An 18,650-nucleotide genomic window follows, 5' to 3' on the forward strand; every position below is an offset into this window, starting at 1 on the left:
GCGGTTCACGTCATGCCCCCCGCCCAAGCCTGCTCGTGAAGCATGGGGCTGGGCGGAGGGCAGGCGCAGGGCTTTTGCTTATTGTACCGTCACGGGGATGGTCACTTCCACGTCGGTGTCGCCGGGGCCGGCCGTGCCGTCTTTGGCACCGGGCTGGTGGCGCAGGGTTATTCTGAGCGAGCCCGTGCCTGCCGCGTTGGTCACCACGCGGGTAGTCAGGCCGATTTCCAGGTTTTTGGCGTCGCGGTCGGTGCGGGTGATGGCCAGTAGGCTGGCCGGTGTGGGCACGTATACCAGGAGGTGCTCGTCGCTTTCGCTGCGCACCTCGTCGGTGATGTTGGCCACCGGGGTCTTGGTTTCGTCGAGCAAGGTTAGGGCACCGGTGTAGGTGGTGTTAGGCTGCAGGTTAAGCGTGCCGAAGGTGGGGGCATTGCCGCCGGTGCCGTCGGTGTCCTTCCAAGTAACGGTGGCCGGGGTGCCGCCCGCCGTGGTGGGGGTCAGCACGTAGGTCACGGTCGTGATTTGCTCGTTGTCCTCGTCGGGCTGGGGGTCGTCATTGTCATCGCTGCAAGCAGAGAAAGCCAGGGGTAGGGCCAGCACCAAAGCAGCCAGGCGGAAGCGGGATTGAAAAATGGTCATGGGTGATGTGAAAAATGTGAAAAAGAGAGAAATGTGAAAATTGAAAGCGGATAAAACCGGGCATTGCCCGGGCGTCGGGCCGGTGGCTTTCTTAGCCTTTCGCAGCGCCAAAAGCCAGCGGCATCCGCAGACGCAGGGTCACGTTCCGGCCCAGCTCGTCGAGGAAGTAGCGGTAGCGGTTGAGGTAGTCGCGGTAGCGCGTGTCGAGCAGATTGGTGCCCGTAAGGCTGATTTCCAGGGGCGTGCGCGGCCCCAGGCGCAGGGTGCCGCCCAGCTCGGCGCCCAGCAGCCAGTAGCCGGGCGGCGGGTCTTGGTAGTCGCGCTGCTCGTTGTCGCGCGGCACACGGGTCTGGCGGCGCACGGCCTGCGCGCCGAGCTGGGCGTAGAAGCCGCCCACCCGGCGCGGCGCGGCATCGGCCGGCGGGGGGCCGGCTTCGTAGCGCAGCCAGCCTTCCACGCGGTCGGCCGGGGCCAAAATGAGGTAGTCGTTCTGTCGCAAGTCGCGCTCCACCACCGTGGCGGCCTTCAGGCCCAGCGTGAGGGGCCGGGCCACGCGGTAGGCCACCAGCAGGTCCACGCCCCGGAACTGCGCGTCGGTCTGCTGGTAGCGGTACGACGGAAACAGCCCCCGAATGTCCAGCACCGGTGGCACCGGCGTCTGGTAGATGTAGTTCCGAATAGTGGTCTGGTACACGGTCAGCTCCCCGTTGAGGCGAGGATGGTCGTGCCAGCTCACGCTGAAGGCAGCCGAACGCGCCGTTTCCGGCCCCAACGGCGCCGCGCCCGCTGGCCGCGTGATGTCGTAGCCTTCCTCGTAAATGCCGTTGTGCACGCCCTGGCTGGCCCGCTCGTTGGCCGCCGGGGCCCGTTGCAGCAGGCTCATGTCGGCGCGAAGCGTCACGTGCGGCCCCACCTCGCGCACCACCCCCGCCGAAGCCGCGGGCGTGGTGAAGGCGAAGCTTTCGCGCACCACCGCGAAGTCGCCGCTTACGCGAGTAGGCCGGCGGGTGCTCAAAGAGCGGCGGTCAAGGCGCAGCCCAGCTTCAACCAGCCAGGGGCCTGGCCGCCAGTGCCCCAGAGCGTAGGCCCCCGCCGTCAGGTTTGTATAGTAGGGGATGAAGAAGCGGCTGCCCGGGCGGTAGGTATTGTCCTGAGCAGTGCCACTAAGGCCCAGCTCGCCGCCGAAGTTGCCGTGCTGGTGCAGTTCCCAGCGCAGGTCGGCGGTGGTCGTTTGGTTGCGGTAGTCCAGCTCGGGCAGGTTTTTGGCGGCCACGTTGTCGTTGCGGGGGCGGTACTTGTCGTACTCTCCCCGGCGGTCGGCCTGCTGGGCCAGCGTGGCGCTCAGGCGGCCGCCCCAGCCATTCAATTTATAGAACCCGCTGAGTTTGACGAGCGTGTGCTGAATCTGCTGGTAAGGCCGGTCCAGCGCATAAGTGAACGAAGCCGGCAGTGGCGGGGGCGAAGAACCACGGGCCACCAGGTTCCAGTTTTCCGGCACCGGGTACAGGCCCAGCTTGGCGTTGTACTGGCTCACGAAAGCCTCGGCGCCCCAGCGGTTTGCGCGCCATCCCACCGCTGCCGAGTAGTTGTACTCGGCTAGGGCCGAAGAGCTTATCCAATAGTCCGGCGTGCGGCTCAGGCCCGCGCGGCGCACGGTGCCTTGCGCCCGCCATGCCAAGGCCGGCAGCTTGGTCGGGGAGCCTTGCACTGTGGCAGAGGCTGCGCCCAAGCCGTTGTTGCTGGCCCCCACCAAGTGCAAGTCGGCCGTGGTGCCAGCCGAGTCGGGCAAGGCCGCGGGCTGCGCCAGTACCACTCCGCCAATGGCGTCGGCGCCGTAGCGCACCCCAGCCGCGCCCTTCACCACCGTGAGCTGCGAGGCCACGAAGGGGTCAATCTCAGGTCCGTGGTCCTGGCCCCATTGCTGCCCTTCCTGCCGCACCCCGTTGTTGAGCAAGGCTACGCGGTTGGAGTGCAGCCCGTGAATCATCGGCTTAAACACGTTGGGCCCGGTCTGGATGGCCGACACGCCGCTCACCTTCAGTAACGCTTCGCCCAAGCTTTGGCCGCGCGTGGCCGCTAGGTCGCGCCCGGTCAGGGCGGCCGTGGCCTGGGTAGGCGGGGCCGCCGGGGCCTGCCCCCGCACCACGGCCCCTGCCAGCTGCACGGCATCAGGGTGCAGCTGGAAATTGCGCACCACCGAGCTGCCCACGCGCACCTCGGCCGTTTCGGAGCGAAAGCCTACGAAACTTACTTCGATGTGGTAAGTGCCGGCGCACACGTGAAAGTGGTAGTTGCCATAGGAGTCCGCGGCGCTCACTTCGCCCGTTTCGAGCAGGCGGGCTGTGGCCCCCGGCAGGATGGTGGCCGACTCGTGGTCGACGACCTGGCCCGCCAGCGCCAGGCTGCAAATGGGTGCCACCGGCGCACTCTGCGCCCGGACGGGTGCGGCCCACAGGCTCACCAGCACCACGCCCAGCCACGCCGCAACGCGGCCCAGCGGGCAGGAAAAAACCCTCATGTTCAGCAAATAAGGTGGCCGCGCCAAGCGCGGCGTAAGCGCGAGCGGGCTCCGGACCGCGGCGCAGTCGGAGCCAGAGCTCAGCTTAAATCAAGAAAAGCCGGATGCCGCTTAGGCGGCCGGCGGGCCGCGCAGTTGGGCGGGCTGGCGCGCAATCCACGGGGCGGTGGCCACGGTGGGCACGGGCGCGGTGGCAAAGCACGGGCGCGTGGCCGGCGTGGGCAGCGGCACGGGCACACTGGCCACAAAGGGCACGTTATAGAAGTGCTCCACTTGACAGTGCTTGTGCTCGGCGCTGATGAGGGCCTTGCCCTTGTGCCGGAAGGCGGGGGCCTGGGCGGGCTCGTCGGTGGTGTGCTCGTGGGCGTGCATGTTCAGCACCCATGCCTCCGGCAGCAGCGTCCGCGTGAGGCAGAGCAGCAGCAACAGGGCGATATGAGAACGCAGGGCTTGCACAAGACAAAGATGAGACGAATTCCACAAAAGTAGTCGGAGAATAAATCTTTACCATTTATCGTTGTTAGTCCAAACCGAGGCGAGGTGTTTTCTCGTATCCGGGTGCGAAGCCCCGTTCTGCGAGCTTCGGTTGTATAAAAATTTCGTGATAATTACCACTAATCCTGACCTTTCCCTGCAGTACGACTCAGACTTGAGCCTCTTGCGGGTTGAGTGGGCATCGGGACAGGACATGCGCACTTTCCGGGCCAGCGCAACGCAGCTGGCCGAATTGGTTGGCAAGATGCAGGTGCGACACATGCTGCTCGATATGAACACCTTCCCGGACATTTCGGTGTACGACCAAGTGTGGCTCAGCGTGAACTGGATGCCCGTTTTGGTGAAAGCGCAGCTCGAGCAAGTGGTGCTCGCCATCGGCCGCCGCAAGGTGCACAACCAATTGGCCCTCGACTCGCTCATTGCCGTGTCGCGGCCCTTCATCAAATTCGACATTCAGTTCTTTCCCACGGCCCTGCCCGGCCTGCACTGGCTGAGCAATTTCTCGGACCGCCTGCCCCAGCTGCTGACCGAATGGGACGCCGTGCACGGCCCCGGCTTGCCTACGCAAGGCCTGTCGGAGTTTCGCAATAGCTACCGCCCCGGCTTTTAATCGCCTAGGAGCCTTCCTGTGCGCTGTCAATCTGACAGCGCTTCCCCGCTTGGAACGTCCTTTGAATGCCGCTCGACCAGCGGCCCGGCGCCCTGTGCCCGGCCATTCCGTCCGAAACCATTCTTTCCCATTACCATGCAAGAAACCGGCTCCATCTCCATCCACACCGAGAACATCTTCCCCATCATCAAGAAGTTCTTGTATTCCGACCACGAAATCTTCCTGCGGGAATTGGTTTCGAACGCCGTCGATGCCACCCAAAAGCTGAAAAGCCTGGCCCAACTGGGCGAATACAAAGGCGACTTGGGCGAGCTGAAAGTGCGCGTGACCGTGGACAAAGAAGCCCGCAAAATCACGATTTCCGACCACGGCCTGGGCATGACGGCCGAGGAAATTAAGAAGTACATCAACCAGATTGCCTTCTCCGGCGCCACCGAGTTTGTGGAGCAGTACAAAGAGAAGGACTCGGCCACCAAAGACCAGATTATCGGTCAGTTTGGCTTGGGTTTCTACTCGGCCTTCATGGTGGCCAAGGAAGTTGAAATCTGGTCGAAGTCGTACAAAGAAGACACCCTGACGGCCCACTGGACCTGCGACGGTAGCACCGAATTCACTCTGGAAGAAACCGAAGGCGAGCACGCCAAAGCCGAGCGCGGCACCGACGTGGTACTGCACGTGGCCGAAGATTCGGACGAGTTTCTGGAGGAAGCCCGCTTGCGCACCATCCTCACCAAGTACTGCAAGTTCCTGCCTATTCCGATTGAATTCGAAGGCGAGGTCATCAACCAAACCACGCCCATCTGGACCAAGCAGCCCTCGGAGCTGACTGACGAGGACTACAAGAAATTCTATCAGGAGCTCTACCCCATGAGCATGGACGAGCCCTTGTTCTGGATTCACCTGAACGTGGACTATCCCTTCAACCTGACGGGCATCCTCTACTTCCCGAAGGTGAAGGACGAGCTGCAGTTCTCGCGCAACAAGATTCAGCTCTACTCGCGCCAGGTGTTCATCACCGATGAGGTGAAGGACGTGGTGCCCGAGTTCCTAATGCTGCTGCACGGCGTGATTGACTCGCCCGACATCCCGCTGAACGTGTCGCGCAGCTTCCTGCAGGCCGACGCCGCGGTGCGCAAAATCAACACCTACATCACCAAGAAAGTAGCCGACAAGCTGAGCAGCCTGTTCAAGCAGGACCGCCCCGGCTACGAGGAGAAATGGTCCGACATCGGCATGTTCGTGAAGTATGGCATGCTGTCGGACGAGAAATTTTACGACAAGGCCAAGGACTTCGTGCTGGTGAAGAACGTGGACAACAAGCTGTTCACCCTCAACGAGTACACCGAGCACATCCAGGCCAACCAGAAGGACAAGAACGACAACACAGTGGTGCTTTACACCAACGACGCCGAGCACCAGCACAGCTTCGTGGCCGCTGCCCAGGAGCGGGGCTACGACGTGCTGAACTTCGACCAGGTGCTTGACCCGCACTTCGTGGGCCAGCTGGAGCAGAAACTGGAGAAAACCAGCTTCAAGCGCGTGGACGCCGACACGGTGAGCAAGCTCATTGAGAAAGACGAGGCTACCGAAAGCGTGCTGACCGAAGACGACCAGAAGAAGCTTGAGGAGACCTTCAAAACGGCCATCGCCAACGACACCATGCACGTGAAAGTGGCCGCGCTGAGCCCGCAGGACGCGCCGGTAGTCATCACCCAGAACGAGTTTATGCGCCGCATGAAGGACATGCAGCGCACCGGCGGCGGGGGCGGCATGCAGATGTTCGGCGCCTTCCCCGACTCGTACGACGTGACCGTGAACGCCAACCACCCGCTCACCCAAAAGGTGCTGGCCGATGGCGGCGACAAAATTGCCAAGCAAGCCTTCGACCTCGCCTTGCTTGCCCAGGGCATGCTGAAAGGCGAAGCCCTCACGGCCTTCGTGAAGCGCAGCACCGAGTTGCTGTAAATCGGGTTCACCGCCCACATAAAAAGCCCCGCTGCCCCTCCGGTAGCGGGGCTTTTGCGTAGCTTGGCAGCATGAAAGTCTTTCTCGCTATTCCCCTATTGGCCGGCCTGCTCACAGGGACTGCCATAGCCCAACCCGTGAAAAAAACCGTTGCCACCCTGCCCGCTACTCAAGTGCAAGTGGCCAGCGGCCGGTTGGCCGGCGAGGCACTGCCCGGCGGCATTCGCGTTTTCAAAGGCGTGCCGTTTGCAGCCCCGCCGGTGGGGGAGCGGCGCTGGAAGGCCCCTCAGCCCGTGCAGCCGTGGAAAGACGTGCGGCCGGCCACGCAGTTTGGCCCGCGCGCCATGCAACTGCCCATTTTTGGCGACATGAATTTTCGCTCGAATGGCGTGAGCGAAGATTGCCTGTACCTGAACGTGTGGACGTCCGCCACTTCGGCCAAAGAGAAACTGCCGGTGCTGGTGTACTTCTACGGCGGCGGCTTTGTGGCCGGCGACGGCTCGGAGCCGCGCTACGACGGCGAAAGCATGGCCCGGCAAGGCATGGTGGCCGTCACGGTCAACTACCGGCTGGGCGTGTTCGGCTTCATGGCCCACCCAGAATTGACCAAAGAATCGCCGAACCGCGCTTCCGGCAATTACGGCTTGCTCGACCAAGCCGCGGCCCTGCGCTGGGTGCAGCAGAACATTGCGGCTTTCGGCGGCGACCCGAAGCGCGTCACCATTGGTGGCGAGTCGGCCGGTTCTTTCTCCGTCAGCGCCCAAATGGCCTCGCCGCTGGCCAAAAACCTGATGGCCGGCGCCATTGGCGAAAGCGGCTCGCTGCTGGGCCTGCAGCCGCTGCCCACGCTGGCTCAAGCCGAGCAAAACGGGGTGGCTTTTGCTACGGCCGTGGGCGCCAGCTCGCTGGCCGCCTTGCGGGCGCTGCCGGCCCAGCAACTGCTTGAGGCATCGGGCAAGCCCGGCGCCCAGCGCTTCTCGGCCATCGTGGACGGCTACTTCCTGCCGCGCCAGCCATCCGAGATTTATGCTGCTGGCCAGCAAGCCAAAGTGCCGCTGCTGGTGGGCTGGAACTCGCAGGAGATGAATGCCGGAGCCCTGACAGGGCAGGGGCCTACTACGGCTGAGAATTACCGTGCCGCCGTGCAAAAGCTTTACGGCGAGCGAGCCACCGAAGTCCTGCGCCTCTACCCGGCTTCTACCGACGCGGAAGCCGAACAGTCGGCCACGGACTTGGCCAGCGACCGGTTCATCGGCTACGGCACTTGGAAATGGGCCGATGTGCACATCCAGACCAGTGGCAAGCCCGTGTATCGCTACTTCTACGCCCGCCCCCGGCCGGCTATGATGCCCGAAATGGGCAACGCCACGCCGGGCTTGGCAGGAGGCGTGGTGAAAGGCACGGGTACAGCCGCCGCGACTCCCGCGCCGCCAGCACGCGGAGCCGCGCATTCGGCCGAAATCGAATACGCCCTAGGCAACCTTGCCACCAACAAAGTATTCGCTTGGACGCCCGATGATTATCAGTTGTCGAAAACCATGCAGGCCTATTTCGCCAACTTTATCAAAACAGGCAATCCTAACGGCACTGGCCTGCCCGAGTGGCCGGTAGCCAAAGCCGGTGCTGGTGGGCAATTGCTGCGGCTGGACGTGAAAACCCAAGCCGAGCCCGACCAAACGCGGGCCCGCTACCTGTTGCTGGAGCAGAAATAGTGCTGGCCGCTGGCGCGGAAGGTGCGCGGGCCTATTTCACGTTTTTTGCCACCACAAACATGCGGTCGCCGAAGCGGCCGGTGAGTTTGTTCAGGTAGTAGGTGGGGTACTGGCCGGCCAGCTTGCTCACCTTCTCCACCACGCTGCCGCCCAAGCGAATGTTCTTGGGTGGCTTCACGGGGTTCAGCAGCTCCGCTACTTCAAAGCCTTGCTTCTTGAGCATTTTGGTGATGGTGGCCGGGGTGAATTCGAACAGGTGATACGGCGGAATGTCCATCTTCCGCTCCTTGCCCAGCACGCCATACGCGGCAAAGCCGAGGCGCACGGTGGGCAGGTTGAGCGTGGCCGGCAGCGCCAGCACTAGCAGCCCGCCCGGCTCCAGAATGCGGTGGAATTTGGCCAACGTGGCGGCGGGGGAGAGCAGGTGCTCCAGCACGTCGCCCATGTAGGCGAGGTCGAATTGGTTTTCGTGGAAGTCCTCGGTGGTTTCGATGTTGCCGGTCACCACGGGCAGGTGCAATTCGCGGCGGGCAAAGTCGGCGGCGTGGGCCGATATTTCCAGGCCGTGGGTCTCCCAGCCCAGCGCTTCCAGGCTTTTGAGAGTGTAGCCTGGGCCGCAGCCCACGTCGAGGTAGCGGAACTTGCGGCCAGGGTACTTCGCCAGGATGTAGTTCGTGAGCTTGTCGGGCCGCACTTGGTTTAGCGCGGCCTGTTTCTGGCCTTCTTCGATGAAGACGACGTCCTGCTGGGTGCGGTCGTAGTTGGGCCGCTCGGTGAAATAGTCCTTGCCGTAGAGCCGCTCCAGCTGCGCCGGTGTGGGCTGCGGGTTCAGAAACATAAGGTCGCAGCTGCGGCACTGGGTCCCTTGCAGCCTTTGGCCTTCAAATTCGTAATAGAAAGGCAGCTTCTTGAAGTCGGTGCTGCCGCACAGGTCGCAGGTACGCATGGCGCAAAGTTAGGCGTTGCGGGGACGCATCTTCGCGCCGCGGCGTTAGAGGAAGTTGGGCGCCATTCGAATACTTCGGCCTCGTTTACTGTTACTGAACAAGCGCACACGCGTCTCTATTTTCTATGCTCGACGTTCTCATCATCGGCGCTGGCCCCGTGGGCCTCGCCTGCGCTCTCGAAACCCAGCGCCGCGGCCTACGCACAGCTGTGGTAGAAAAAGGCGCTTTGGTCAATTCCATCATTGGCTACCCCACCAACATGGAATTCTTCTCGACCCCCGAACTCCTGGAAATCGGCGGCTACCCCTTTCCCACCAGCCACTACAAGCCCCTGCGCGAAGATGCCCTCGACTACTACCAGCGCGTGGCCCGCAGCGAAAACCTGGAACTGCGCCTCTTCGAGAAAGTGGAAAAGTTAGAAGGTGAGCAAGGCAACTTCACGGTGACCACCGACAAAAACCAAGTACTAACGCGCAACGTCATCGTCGCCACCGGCTTCTACGACCTGCCCAACCCGCTCTACGTGCCCGGCGAAGACCTGCCGCACGTCAGCCACTACTACAAAGAGCCTTACCAGCACATGGCCCAGCACGTCGTCGTCATTGGTGCTAAAAATTCCTCGGCCAAAGCCGCCTTGCAGCTCACCCGCGCCGGCGCCAAGGTCACGCTCATCGTGCGTGGCCCTGAAGTCAGCAACTCGGTAAAATACTGGATTCGCCCTGACCTGGTCAACCGCATTGCGGAAGGCCGCATCACGGCGCATTTCAACACCTGCGTCACCGCCATCCGGCCGGAAGCGGTGGAAGTACTCACGCCCGATGGCCCGCTCACCATCCCCGCGCATTTCGTGTACGCCCTCACCGGCTACCACCCCGACGAAGCCCTCCTCGGCCGCCTCGGCGTAGAACCCGACCCCGCCGACGAAGCCCGCGCCCCGCTCTTCGACCCCACCACCCACGAAACCACGCGGCCCGGCCTGTTTGTGGCCGGCACCGTGTGCGGCGGCCGCGCCACCAGCCGCTGGTTCATCGAAAACGGCCGGCATCACGCGCAGCTCATTGCGCAGCATCTGGTCAACACTCATGAGGAACCGACTCTTTCCGAAAGAAAAAAGGCTGCCCTTCAGTAGGGCAGCCTTTTAAGGTAGGTACTAGCGCGGTTATTGTGCCGTGAAAGTCAGTTCAGCGGTGATATTTGTGCCAGTTCCGGTATCGAAATTGGGGTCTCGAAAGACAAGCGTGGTGCTGTTAAGCGTTGCAATTTCACCCTCTTGTACGTCCCCATATGGGTCCGTCAATTTCAGCTTGGTTTCGTTAGTGGTAAACTCCCAGCGCCCGGTTTCTGTCTGCGGGTCGGATGAGGAGCACTTGGTGGCTCCCTCATCAAAGGTGGCTGATTTATTGGAATTGAACTTGATGAAATTATCCTTTTCGCAAGCGTCAGTGATAAATAAGCTGTAAATGCTTTGGCCTCCAATTTTAACGTCGGTCAAGCGCCAACCCTTGGCCGTTAGCAACTCCGTTTTCGTTGGAGCTGGCTTGTTTTCGTCATCTTTTTTGCAGCTCACCGTGACAACAGCCATAGCCGCTAGCAGGGCGTAAGTAGAAAGACTCTTCATAAATAAGAATAAAAATTAAAAAGCAACAGCACCATGCTCCTGCCCAAGCAAAGCTACTTGAGGGGCGCATCAAGTAAAGGAATATATTTGTTGAAAAATTTTAATAGAATTAAAAAAGGCGCCTTCCCAAACGGGAAAGCGCCTTTTTTAGGCCTAAAGAAAAATTATTGGGGAAATCTCACACCGCGGTAAGCGGTGGGGTCCACGCCTGGGATTTGCGCGCCGTATTTGGCGTTGATGACTTTAATCATTTCGTTGGCAATCAACGCATATCCACGCGGTGTGGGATGCACGCCGTCGAGGCCGAAAAGGTTGCCAGCAATGAATCCAGCGTTGTTAGTCACGCCGTTGGTGGCAACACCGTTGGTGGCAACGCTGCGGAAAAACGCGTTTGCATCAAACACGGCAAGGTTACGGGAGTTGGCCGCCGTGATAAGGATGCTATTAAGCGCGGTAGTGCTGCTGGTGATGGACGTTTGTTCGGTGCCATCTAGCACCAGGGTGCTAGGAAAAGGATTCTGCGTCGTCTGACCAAAAGCTCTCGTCGTGTCAATTTGCAAAGCACTCAAAAACACCGGGAAGGTGACTGCGGCAGGCAGCGAGGGGCGCGCCTGCTGGTAAAAATCGCGCCAGTACTTACCCGTAGGCCGCCCATACAGCCCAACATAAGGCGAGGCTGTTAAGGTCAGCAGCAGGTTACCAGCGCCGCTGGCATCGCGGATACTAGCCAGCGTGGTGCTCACTCGGGTGTTGGCTTGGCCAGGAGCTAAGAGGCCCGTAGTGTAGACAAAAGGGGCTGCGCTAGGTACGTTGTTGGCGGGCAGGGCCAATGTAGCACGAAAGGACGGCCCAACAGTTGTAAAGAAAGGGATGCCAGTTACGTCAGGTATCGTGGCAACTATTCCTTTCGCTCCACCCGCTGTTAAAGCATCAAGAACCAAATTAGTATTAGTCGTGAATGTAGCGGTGGGAGTTACGGCGCTAGCCGCTGCGCCGGCGGTGGCGAAACCTAAAATGTCATTGTTGCCCAACCATTCTGTGAAGAAAGTAGGCTTTATGGTGGTCACCGTACGCTGCACTCGCTCCAAATACGTTTCGTTGCTGCCATCGGGCGTAATGCGTTCGAAGTAGGAATTGAAAATGGCTGTAGGGGCGGCAAGGTTGCCACCGGTTAAAGCGACGTTCCCAAAGCCTGGCGTTAGGATGTCGGACATCCGGATGCCCGACACTCCTAAATTATTGATACTGCTTACATCTTTGGTGTAAATTGGCTGTGGATTTGGCAGTGGGTTTGCCCTGGTCGGCACCGCTCCGCGTATCGCCAAGTTCGTTGTCACATTAGCTGTAATGGGCGAGCTAAGGGTATTTGGAGTAGGCACGGTAAAGCCAGTGAGTCCAATGTATCCCGAGCCATTGGCTTGCGCTTCGGTAAACAAAGGTTGCACAAATTCACCGCCACCCACAGACCTGAATTGGCCAGCTAGAATATTAGGATAGGAATTCAACTGGCCTTCCCGATAAAGACCACCGTCGCTGACGCCTGCAGTAAGCGAGTTGCCCACCGCGATGTATCGGCTGAAATCCGCCTGCCCGGCGCTAGACTTTGGGTCGTCGTCCAAATCGGGCTGGCAGCTGCCGAGCGAGAGGCCCAGGAGCGTCAAAAACGGCGCGGAACGTTTGAAAAGTAGGTTCATACAAACGAAATACTAGCGGGGTGGGAATTAAAAGTTGTAGCGCAGCCCGATGCCGGGGATGCTGATGTTGGTGCGGTACGTACCGGCCACGCGGTCCGTCGTGCCGTTGTCGAGCAAGTCGGCTTCGGTTTGCGTGCGCTTCAGGATGGCTTGGAACATGAAGGACGCGTCCACCCCGAAGTTTTCGGTGATGTTGTAGCCCACGCCCGCCGTGGCGATAACGCGGTCATTGTCCGGCGTTTCGGGCGTTACGTAGCCGTCTTTCACCGGCGTAATGTCGTAGGCCGTGCCCAGGCGCAGGGCCAGCTTGTCGTTCACCTTGTACTGGCCGCCCAAGCGGAAAGTCAGCGCATCATCGTAGGAGCGTTTCGATTCCGAGAAGGTGCCCGTGCCCACTTGAGCGGGCTGGCCGTCTTTCGTGAAATCAAAGCGCAGGGCGCGGTACTTGCTCCACTCGGTAAAGTTCACGTCGAAGCCCACGGTGAGCTTTTCGTTGGGCGTGATGCCGATGCCCAGGTTAGCCGTGGCCGGCAGGGGCAGGGTGGCGTTGAACTTGTCGCCCACAAAGCGCGACTGCAGGGCGGCAATGGGATTGTTCACGGTCACGTCGCCGCCCTCTACTTTGGCGTCAATTTTCGAGCGGTAGCTGACGCCCACGCTGAGCTTGTCCGAAGGCTTGAAGAAAATGCCTGCGTTTACGCCAAAGCCGGTTTTGGTTTGGCCGTCCAATTCAATGCGGCCCTCGGCCGAGGGCAGCGAAACGGCGCGCTGCAGGTTCACCGAGCCCGAGGCCAGTATCATCAGGCCCGCGCCCACGCTCAGCTGGTCGGTGATGGCGTAGCTCACCGTGGGCTGCACGTAGATGGCGCGCAGGGTGATTTCCGACAGGGCAAAGCGGCCTTCCCAGCCGTTTTCGTACTTCAGCGTCGAGCCGTAAGGCGTGTACACCGATATGCCGGCGCGGAACTTGCCGTCTTTGGGACCAAAGCTGGCGTACAGGTTGAAGGGCGTCACGGTGGTGGGCTCTAACTCCCGCTGCGGGCCGCCCGAAATGGGGCGAAAAGCCAGCCGGGCAAAGGTGGCACTCACGCCTACTTGCACGCCGTTTTGGCGCAGCATGGCCATGGCGCCGGGGTTCAGGAACTGGGCCGCCTGTTCCATGGAGAGGCCCACGCCTACTCCGCCCATGCCAATGCTTTGCTGGCTGGGCAGGTACACTTGAAAGCCGCCCGCGGTGGCGCTCGATGCGCCCGCCAGGATAGCCCCGCCCGCAAGGAGTAGTGTCTTTACCGTCATAATAAAAAAGGAAAAAGGAGGTGGGTTAGGTTAGTAGGCGCTAAAAGTAGCGGAAAATTTCAAGCCGATTGTTAGGCAAGCCGAATATATTGTTGGATACAATCGTTTGTAATGGCATCCGTCTCCCTTGTGGCAAGCCCCCTACCTTTGTGCCCATGATTCTTCGCGCCGAGCACCTCGTCAAAAAATACAAAGCCCGCACCGTCGTCAACGACATGTCGGTGACCGTGGAGCAGGGCGAAATCGTGGGCCTGCTGGGGCCCAACGGCGCCGGCAAAACCACCTGCTTCTACATGATGGTGGGCATGGTGAAGCCCAACTCGGGCCGCATCTACCTCGACACCATCGAGATAACCAACATGCCCATCTACCAGCGGGCGCGGCTGGGCGTGGGCTACCTGGCCCAGGAAGCCAGCGTGTTTCGCGACCTGAGCGTGGAGGAAAACATCATGGCCGTGCTCGAAATGACGAGCATGAAGAAGGAAGCGCGGCACGCCAAAGTAGAGGAGCTGCTCGACGAGTTTAGCCTGGCCCACGTGCGCAAAAACCTGGGCAAAGTGCTGAGCGGTGGCGAGCGCCGCCGCACCGAAATTGCCCGCGCCCTGGCCGTGGACCCCAAATTTGTGCTGCTCGACGAGCCCTTCGCGGGCGTCGACCCCATCGCCACCGAGGAGATTCAAGGCATCGTATCTAAGCTGAAGCACCGCAACATCGGCGTGCTCATCACCGACCACGACGTCAACGCCACCCTCAACATCGTGGACCGGGCCTACCTGCTCTTCGAAGGAAAGCTCCTCAAGGCGGGCACGGCCGAGGACCTGGCCAGCGACGAAACCGTGCGTCGGGTGTACTTGGGCAAAAATTTCGAGCTGAAGCGCACGGTATAGAGGAGGGTTGAGGGTTGAATGTTAAGTGTTGAGTTGGCTAGCTACTACCGGAACTCGCCAACGCTGCCTCATTATAATGCCGAATGCTGAGTGTTGAGTTAGCCAGCTATCCGTTAGCTGAATTTTAGCGTTAGCCATAACTCAACCCTCAACATTCAACCCTCAACACTCCAAAAGATGCTCGACCACGTACTCGCCGCTGCTGTACAATGGCGTAGCATGCCCCGGCTGGCCCGCATCCGTGAGCAGCCGCTGGAGGTGCAGGCCCAACTGCTGCGGTACCTGCTGGCCCGGGCGCAGGGCACGCAGTGGGGCCAGCGCTACGGCTTCCGGGAAGGGCTGAGCGCGGCAGAATTTGGCCGGCGGGTGCCCGTGAGCACCTACGAGCAGCTGTACCCCGAGATTGAGAAGGTGCTGCGGGGCGAGCCCGACGTGCTGTGGCCCGGCGTTCCGCAATGGTTTGCCAAAAGCAGTGGCACCACCAACGCCCGCAGCAAGTACCTGCCCGTCACGGCCGAAGCGTTGCAACAATGCCATTACCGCGCGGGGCGCGACATGCTGGCCCTCGCCACCCATTTTTATCCGCAAGAGCGGCTGGTGGCCGGCAAAACGCTTTCCCTGGGCGGCACGCACGCGGCCAACCCGTTTCGCCCTAACCAACCGGCATCGCGGGCCGGCGATGTTTCGGCCGTCATCATGCAGCAGCTGCCGTGGTGGGCCGAGCAAATGCGCACCCCGCCCCTCAAACTGGCGTTGCTGGACGAGTGGGAAGAAAAGATTGAGCGCATTGCCGCCCACGTGCTCACGCAGGACGTGCGCACCCTGGCCGGCGTGCCCACGTGGATGATAGTGCTGCTGCGCCGCGTGGTGGCCCTGGCGGGGGCCGACAACATTACGCAGGTGTGGCCCAACCTGCGGCTGTTTTTGCACGGGGCGGTGGCGTTTGGGCCGTACCGCGAGCTGTTTCGGCAGATGATTCCGGACCCGCGCATGCGCTACCTCGAAATTTACAACGCGTCGGAAGGGTATTTTGCCCTGCAAGACCAGCCCGACAGCGAGGACCTGCTGCTGCTGCTCGACCACGGCGTGTACTACGAGTTTCTGCCAGCCGACCAATGGGCGGCCCCTGAGCCGCGCGCCGTGCCGCTGGCCGAGGTCGAGCTTCATCGCCAATACGCATTGGTCATCAGCACCAACGCCGGGCTGTGGCGCTACCTCGTGGGCGACACCGTGCGCTTCACGTCCCTGGCGCCCTACCGTGTGCGCATCACGGGGCGTACCAAGCACTTCCTCAATGCGTTTGGGGAAGAACTGGTCATCGAAAACGCCGAGCTTGCTATTGCGGCCGCCAGCCGGGCCACCGAGGCGGCCGTGCGGGACTTCACGGCCGCCCCGGTATGGTTCCAGGCCGACGCGGCCGCTTCGCGGGGCGGGCACGAGTGGGTGGTGGAATTTGCGGCCGCCTCGGCCCGCCCGGACCTTGAGCAATTCGGCGCGGTGCTTGACGCCACGTTGTGCGAAGTAAATTCCGACTACGCCGCCAAGCGCCACCGCAGTCTGGCATTGGCCCCGCCCCGGTTGCATGCCGTGCCGCCGGGCACCTTCGAGGCATGGCTAGGGAGCCAGGGGAAGCTCGGCGGGCAGCACAAAGTGCCGCGCCTGCTCAACACGCGCGAGGTGTTGGAAGCGGTGCTGGCCGCCGCAACGCCCCAAGTGCGCAACTTGGATTAATTATAAAAAATAGGCCTCAATAACGCTTCCGTAGAGGAAAAGCAGTCATTTGCAGAATAGAATAGTTGATTGGCCGAATAGAAGAGCTTGCATCATAAGATTTAATAGTAATATTACGGCCTTGTTTCTAGTAACATTACCGTCATATCGTTTTATGTCCTCTTCTATTGTTGCTTCAGCCCCTGCTAAAACCGCTTATCAGCGCCCCTACAAATCTCGGCGGCAACGCCGGGAGGTAGACCGCCGCAAATATGACGAAGCCAAGGACCGCAAATTTCTGGTTCGGATGGGCGTAGTCGTTGGGCTAATATTGATAATGGCCCTGGGCGTTGCCCTAGTAGGAATGGCCGACAGCGGCGGGGCATCGGCAGGAGCTACAACCAGCGCTTTCCGCTAGCACCGAAGCGTTAGCAGCAAGCGCTGGCCCTCATTTATACTATCTATTCGTCTAATCGCCGCCCAGCATGCCGCTGAGCAGGCCGCCGCTTTCCTTCTGCGAATTGCCCCCGCCACTGGCCAGGGCGCGAATGAGCTTTTTCACGGGCATGGACTGAATCCACACGCGCCCGGTGCCGCGCAGCGTGGCCAACAACAGCCCTTCGCCCCCAAAAATCATGGATTTTAGGCCGCCCGCCCGGGCCACGCTGAAATCTATGCCGGGTTCGAAGGCCACCACGCAGCCGGTATCGACGCGCAACAGCTGATTGTTGAGTTTCTTCTCGATGATGGTGCCGCCGGCGTGCACAAACGCTTTGCCGTCGCCCGTGAGCTTTTGCAGGATGAAACCCTCGCCGCCGAAGAGGCCGGCCCCAAATTTCTGGTTGAAGTGCAGGCTGATTTTGGTGCCCCTGGCCGCGGCCAGAAAGCCGTCTTTTTGCACAATCAGGCCGTTGGGCAAGTCGCTGAGGTTGATGGGAATGATGGTGCCGGGGTAGGGCGCCGAAAACGCCACCCGGCTTTTGCCGTAGCCGCCCCGGTGGGTGAAGTGCGTGAGAAACAGCGACTCGCCGGTGATAAGCCGCGTGCCCGCCGAGAACAACTTGCCCATCAGCCCCTGGTCGGGCTCGGAGCCGTCGCCCATTTTGGTTTCAAACCCAATGCCCTCGTCCATGTACACCATGGCGCCCGCCTCGGCAATGACGGTTTCGTTGGGGTCGAGCTCGATTTCCAGCACCTGAATGTCGGAACCAATAATGCGGTAGTCAACGTCGTGTGAAAGCATAGCCGGGCCGGTGAGAAGGATTGATGGCGCCAAAGATAGGGGCGCCTTCATATTTGACAAATAAGCAGGAACAAGCGCACAACTGCGCAATATTTTCAGGGCCCGGTGGTTTGATACCTATTGTAAACTAACTTTATAGTTACCCCTAACGCTCTCTGCCCATGCGTCTTTCTCACTTGTTTTCCCTGCTTTCGCTTACGCTCTTGCTGGGGGCATGCTCCTCGGTGGCCCCTGGCGAACGAGGCTTCTGGAAGCCCAACCGCACCGACCGTCACGGCTTGGCCAAGGGCCGCTGGCGCACCTATTACGATGACAACAAAAAGGAGCCTTACACCACCGGCAAGTACCGGCACGGCCGCCCCGTAGGCACGTTCAATTACTACGCGTCCACGGGAAAGCTCGACCACACCGAAGCATACGAGCGGGAGGGCTTTTGCGAGGTCACGTACTGGCACCCCAGCGGCAAGGTGGCCCGAAAGGGCAAAGCGCAGTGGGTAACTGGAGCCAAAGGCGCCCGGTTCTACTGGTTTGGCCCGTGGACCAGCTACGCCGAAGACGGCCAAGTGACCGCCGTGCAAACCTATGCCGATGGCACCATCACCCGGGCCGAAACGTACGAAAACGGCCAACTTAGCCAAGTGGAAGAGTACGTAGGCGGCAAAACCAGCCGCACCGAAACTTACCAGGGTGGCCAGCTCATCAAGGTCGAAACGTTCGAGCACGGCCGGCGCACCGGCACCACCAACACCATCTAGTAACCGTTGGCTCGCGCAGAGCCTTTGGCCCTTACTCGTCTGCCGGAAGGTCGGCGCGGGTTTCGGCAGCGGCGGCGTCGGGGTCGAGGGCGGCCTTTTTGCGCTTGGCCTCGCGGCTGGTGCGCTTCATGAAGTCCTCGTCGGTTTCTTCGGGCTCGGGCGAGTGCTCGGCGTCGGCAATGGGGAAGGCTTCGTCCTCGGTTTCGTCGGGGCCGGGCTTTTCGCCGAATTGGCCGGCGCGGTCTACCAGCTTCTTGTCGCGCACGTGGCGGCCCAAAAACTGATTGATTTGCTCGATGCTATAATTTGACGTGATTTCGCCCAGTGGGTTCACTCCGATTTCAAAACCCTCCAACTCTTTGTGGACGCGGGCTTTCTTGTCGGGGTCGGGCTTGGCTTTGGGCTTGACGGGTTTCTTGGCCATGATGCGGGAGAGCGATGAGCTGGTGTCGGTGAACAAATGGGGGCTGCCCCTAAACCACGAGGCCGCGCCTTACACAGTACGGCGCGGCCTCAAACAAAGGTTTACCAATCTAGCCTCGGCTAGCTATGCCGCCGACG

17 protein-coding genes are annotated in these 18,650 nt (G+C 60.9%); 8 read left to right on the forward strand and 9 right to left on the reverse strand.

Going from position 1 to position 18,650, the window contains the following annotated elements:
- Window positions 1–78: 78 nt before the first annotated feature.
- The 3 genes from VF629_RS23110 to VF629_RS23120 all read right to left on the reverse strand — a co-directional run bounded on the left by VF629_RS23110 (window position 79) and on the right by VF629_RS23120 (window position 3,613).
- Window positions 79–639: a hypothetical protein gene (locus tag VF629_RS23110; protein ID WP_331060874.1), complete on the reverse strand. Its 561-nt coding sequence runs from the start codon at window positions 637–639 to the stop codon at window positions 79–81.
- A 91-nt stretch (window positions 640–730) separates the two neighbouring features.
- Window positions 731–3,157: a TonB-dependent receptor gene (locus VF629_RS23115; RefSeq protein WP_331060875.1), complete on the reverse strand. Its 2,427-nt coding sequence runs from the start codon at window positions 3,155–3,157 to the stop codon at window positions 731–733.
- Between the two features lie 111 nt (window positions 3,158–3,268).
- Window positions 3,269–3,613 carry a hypothetical protein gene (locus VF629_RS23120; protein ID WP_331060876.1) on the reverse strand — a complete coding sequence of 115 codons (345 nt, stop codon included), beginning with the start codon at window positions 3,611–3,613 and terminating at the stop codon, window positions 3,269–3,271.
- 145 nt (window positions 3,614–3,758) lie between these two features.
- Between VF629_RS23120 and VF629_RS23125 the strand changes: the two genes are divergently transcribed.
- The 3 genes from VF629_RS23125 to VF629_RS23135 all read left to right on the forward strand — a co-directional run bounded on the left by VF629_RS23125 (window position 3,759) and on the right by VF629_RS23135 (window position 7,939).
- Window positions 3,759–4,262: a hypothetical protein gene (locus tag VF629_RS23125; protein WP_331060877.1), complete on the forward strand. Its 504-nt coding sequence runs from the start codon at window positions 3,759–3,761 to the stop codon at window positions 4,260–4,262.
- Between the two features lie 135 nt (window positions 4,263–4,397).
- Window positions 4,398–6,227 (forward strand): molecular chaperone HtpG, encoded by a 1,830-nt coding sequence (htpG, locus tag VF629_RS23130; protein ID WP_331060878.1) that lies wholly within the window; start codon window positions 4,398–4,400, stop codon window positions 6,225–6,227.
- 71 nt (window positions 6,228–6,298) lie between these two features.
- A complete protein-coding gene (locus tag VF629_RS23135) occupies window positions 6,299–7,939 on the forward strand; it encodes a carboxylesterase/lipase family protein (protein WP_331060879.1) in 1,641 nt (546 codons plus the stop codon).
- A 31-nt stretch (window positions 7,940–7,970) separates the two neighbouring features.
- Here VF629_RS23135 and VF629_RS23140 read toward each other — a convergent pair whose 3' ends face one another.
- Entirely contained in the window at window positions 7,971–8,885 is a 915-nt protein-coding gene (locus tag VF629_RS23140) for a class I SAM-dependent methyltransferase (protein ID WP_331060880.1), read from the reverse strand.
- A 125-nt stretch (window positions 8,886–9,010) separates the two neighbouring features.
- On the opposite strand from VF629_RS23140, the gene VF629_RS23145 reads away from it, so the two are divergent.
- Window positions 9,011–10,015 (forward strand): YpdA family putative bacillithiol disulfide reductase, encoded by a 1,005-nt coding sequence (locus VF629_RS23145; RefSeq protein ID WP_331060881.1) that lies wholly within the window; start codon window positions 9,011–9,013, stop codon window positions 10,013–10,015.
- Window positions 10,016–10,045: 30 nt separating this feature from the next.
- Here the strand turns inward: VF629_RS23145 and VF629_RS23150 are convergent, their stop codons facing one another.
- From VF629_RS23150 to VF629_RS23160, 3 genes are all read right to left on the reverse strand, one after another.
- Window positions 10,046–10,504 carry a lipocalin family protein gene (locus VF629_RS23150; protein ID WP_331060882.1) on the reverse strand — a complete coding sequence of 153 codons (459 nt, stop codon included), beginning with the start codon at window positions 10,502–10,504 and terminating at the stop codon, window positions 10,046–10,048.
- 164 nt (window positions 10,505–10,668) lie between these two features.
- The gene (locus tag VF629_RS23155) at window positions 10,669–12,198 is read right to left on the reverse strand and encodes an SGNH/GDSL hydrolase family protein (protein WP_331060883.1); all 1,530 of its coding nucleotides are present in this window, start codon (window positions 12,196–12,198) and stop codon (window positions 10,669–10,671) included.
- Between the two features lie 27 nt (window positions 12,199–12,225).
- Entirely contained in the window at window positions 12,226–13,494 is a 1,269-nt protein-coding gene (locus VF629_RS23160; RefSeq protein WP_331060884.1) for an OmpP1/FadL family transporter, read from the reverse strand.
- Between the two features lie 155 nt (window positions 13,495–13,649).
- On the opposite strand from VF629_RS23160, the gene lptB reads away from it, so the two are divergent.
- The 3 genes from lptB to VF629_RS23175 all read left to right on the forward strand — a co-directional run bounded on the left by lptB (window position 13,650) and on the right by VF629_RS23175 (window position 16,509).
- Window positions 13,650–14,381, forward strand: a complete 732-nt coding sequence (gene lptB, locus VF629_RS23165) for an LPS export ABC transporter ATP-binding protein (RefSeq protein WP_331060885.1) — start codon at window positions 13,650–13,652, stop codon at window positions 14,379–14,381.
- A gap of 177 nt (window positions 14,382–14,558) precedes the next feature.
- On the forward strand, window positions 14,559–16,112 hold the full coding sequence (locus VF629_RS23170) for a GH3 auxin-responsive promoter family protein (protein ID WP_331060886.1): 1,554 nt from the start codon (window positions 14,559–14,561) through the stop codon (window positions 16,110–16,112).
- Window positions 16,113–16,266: 154 nt separating this feature from the next.
- Window positions 16,267–16,509 carry a hypothetical protein gene (locus VF629_RS23175; protein WP_331060887.1) on the forward strand — a complete coding sequence of 81 codons (243 nt, stop codon included), beginning with the start codon at window positions 16,267–16,269 and terminating at the stop codon, window positions 16,507–16,509.
- 51 nt (window positions 16,510–16,560) lie between these two features.
- Here VF629_RS23175 and VF629_RS23180 read toward each other — a convergent pair whose 3' ends face one another.
- On the reverse strand, window positions 16,561–17,334 hold the full coding sequence (locus VF629_RS23180) for a TIGR00266 family protein (protein WP_331060888.1): 774 nt from the start codon (window positions 17,332–17,334) through the stop codon (window positions 16,561–16,563).
- A 161-nt stretch (window positions 17,335–17,495) separates the two neighbouring features.
- On the opposite strand from VF629_RS23180, the gene VF629_RS23185 reads away from it, so the two are divergent.
- Window positions 17,496–18,089, forward strand: a complete 594-nt coding sequence (locus VF629_RS23185) for a hypothetical protein (RefSeq protein WP_331060889.1) — start codon at window positions 17,496–17,498, stop codon at window positions 18,087–18,089.
- Between the two features lie 31 nt (window positions 18,090–18,120).
- Here VF629_RS23185 and VF629_RS23190 read toward each other — a convergent pair whose 3' ends face one another.
- Window positions 18,121–18,513: a hypothetical protein gene (locus tag VF629_RS23190; RefSeq protein ID WP_331060890.1), complete on the reverse strand. Its 393-nt coding sequence runs from the start codon at window positions 18,511–18,513 to the stop codon at window positions 18,121–18,123.
- Window positions 18,514–18,650 lie beyond the last annotated feature (137 nt).

Source organism: Hymenobacter sp., from assembly GCF_036388155.1.
Lineage (GTDB): Bacteria > Bacteroidota > Bacteroidia > Cytophagales > Hymenobacteraceae > Hymenobacter.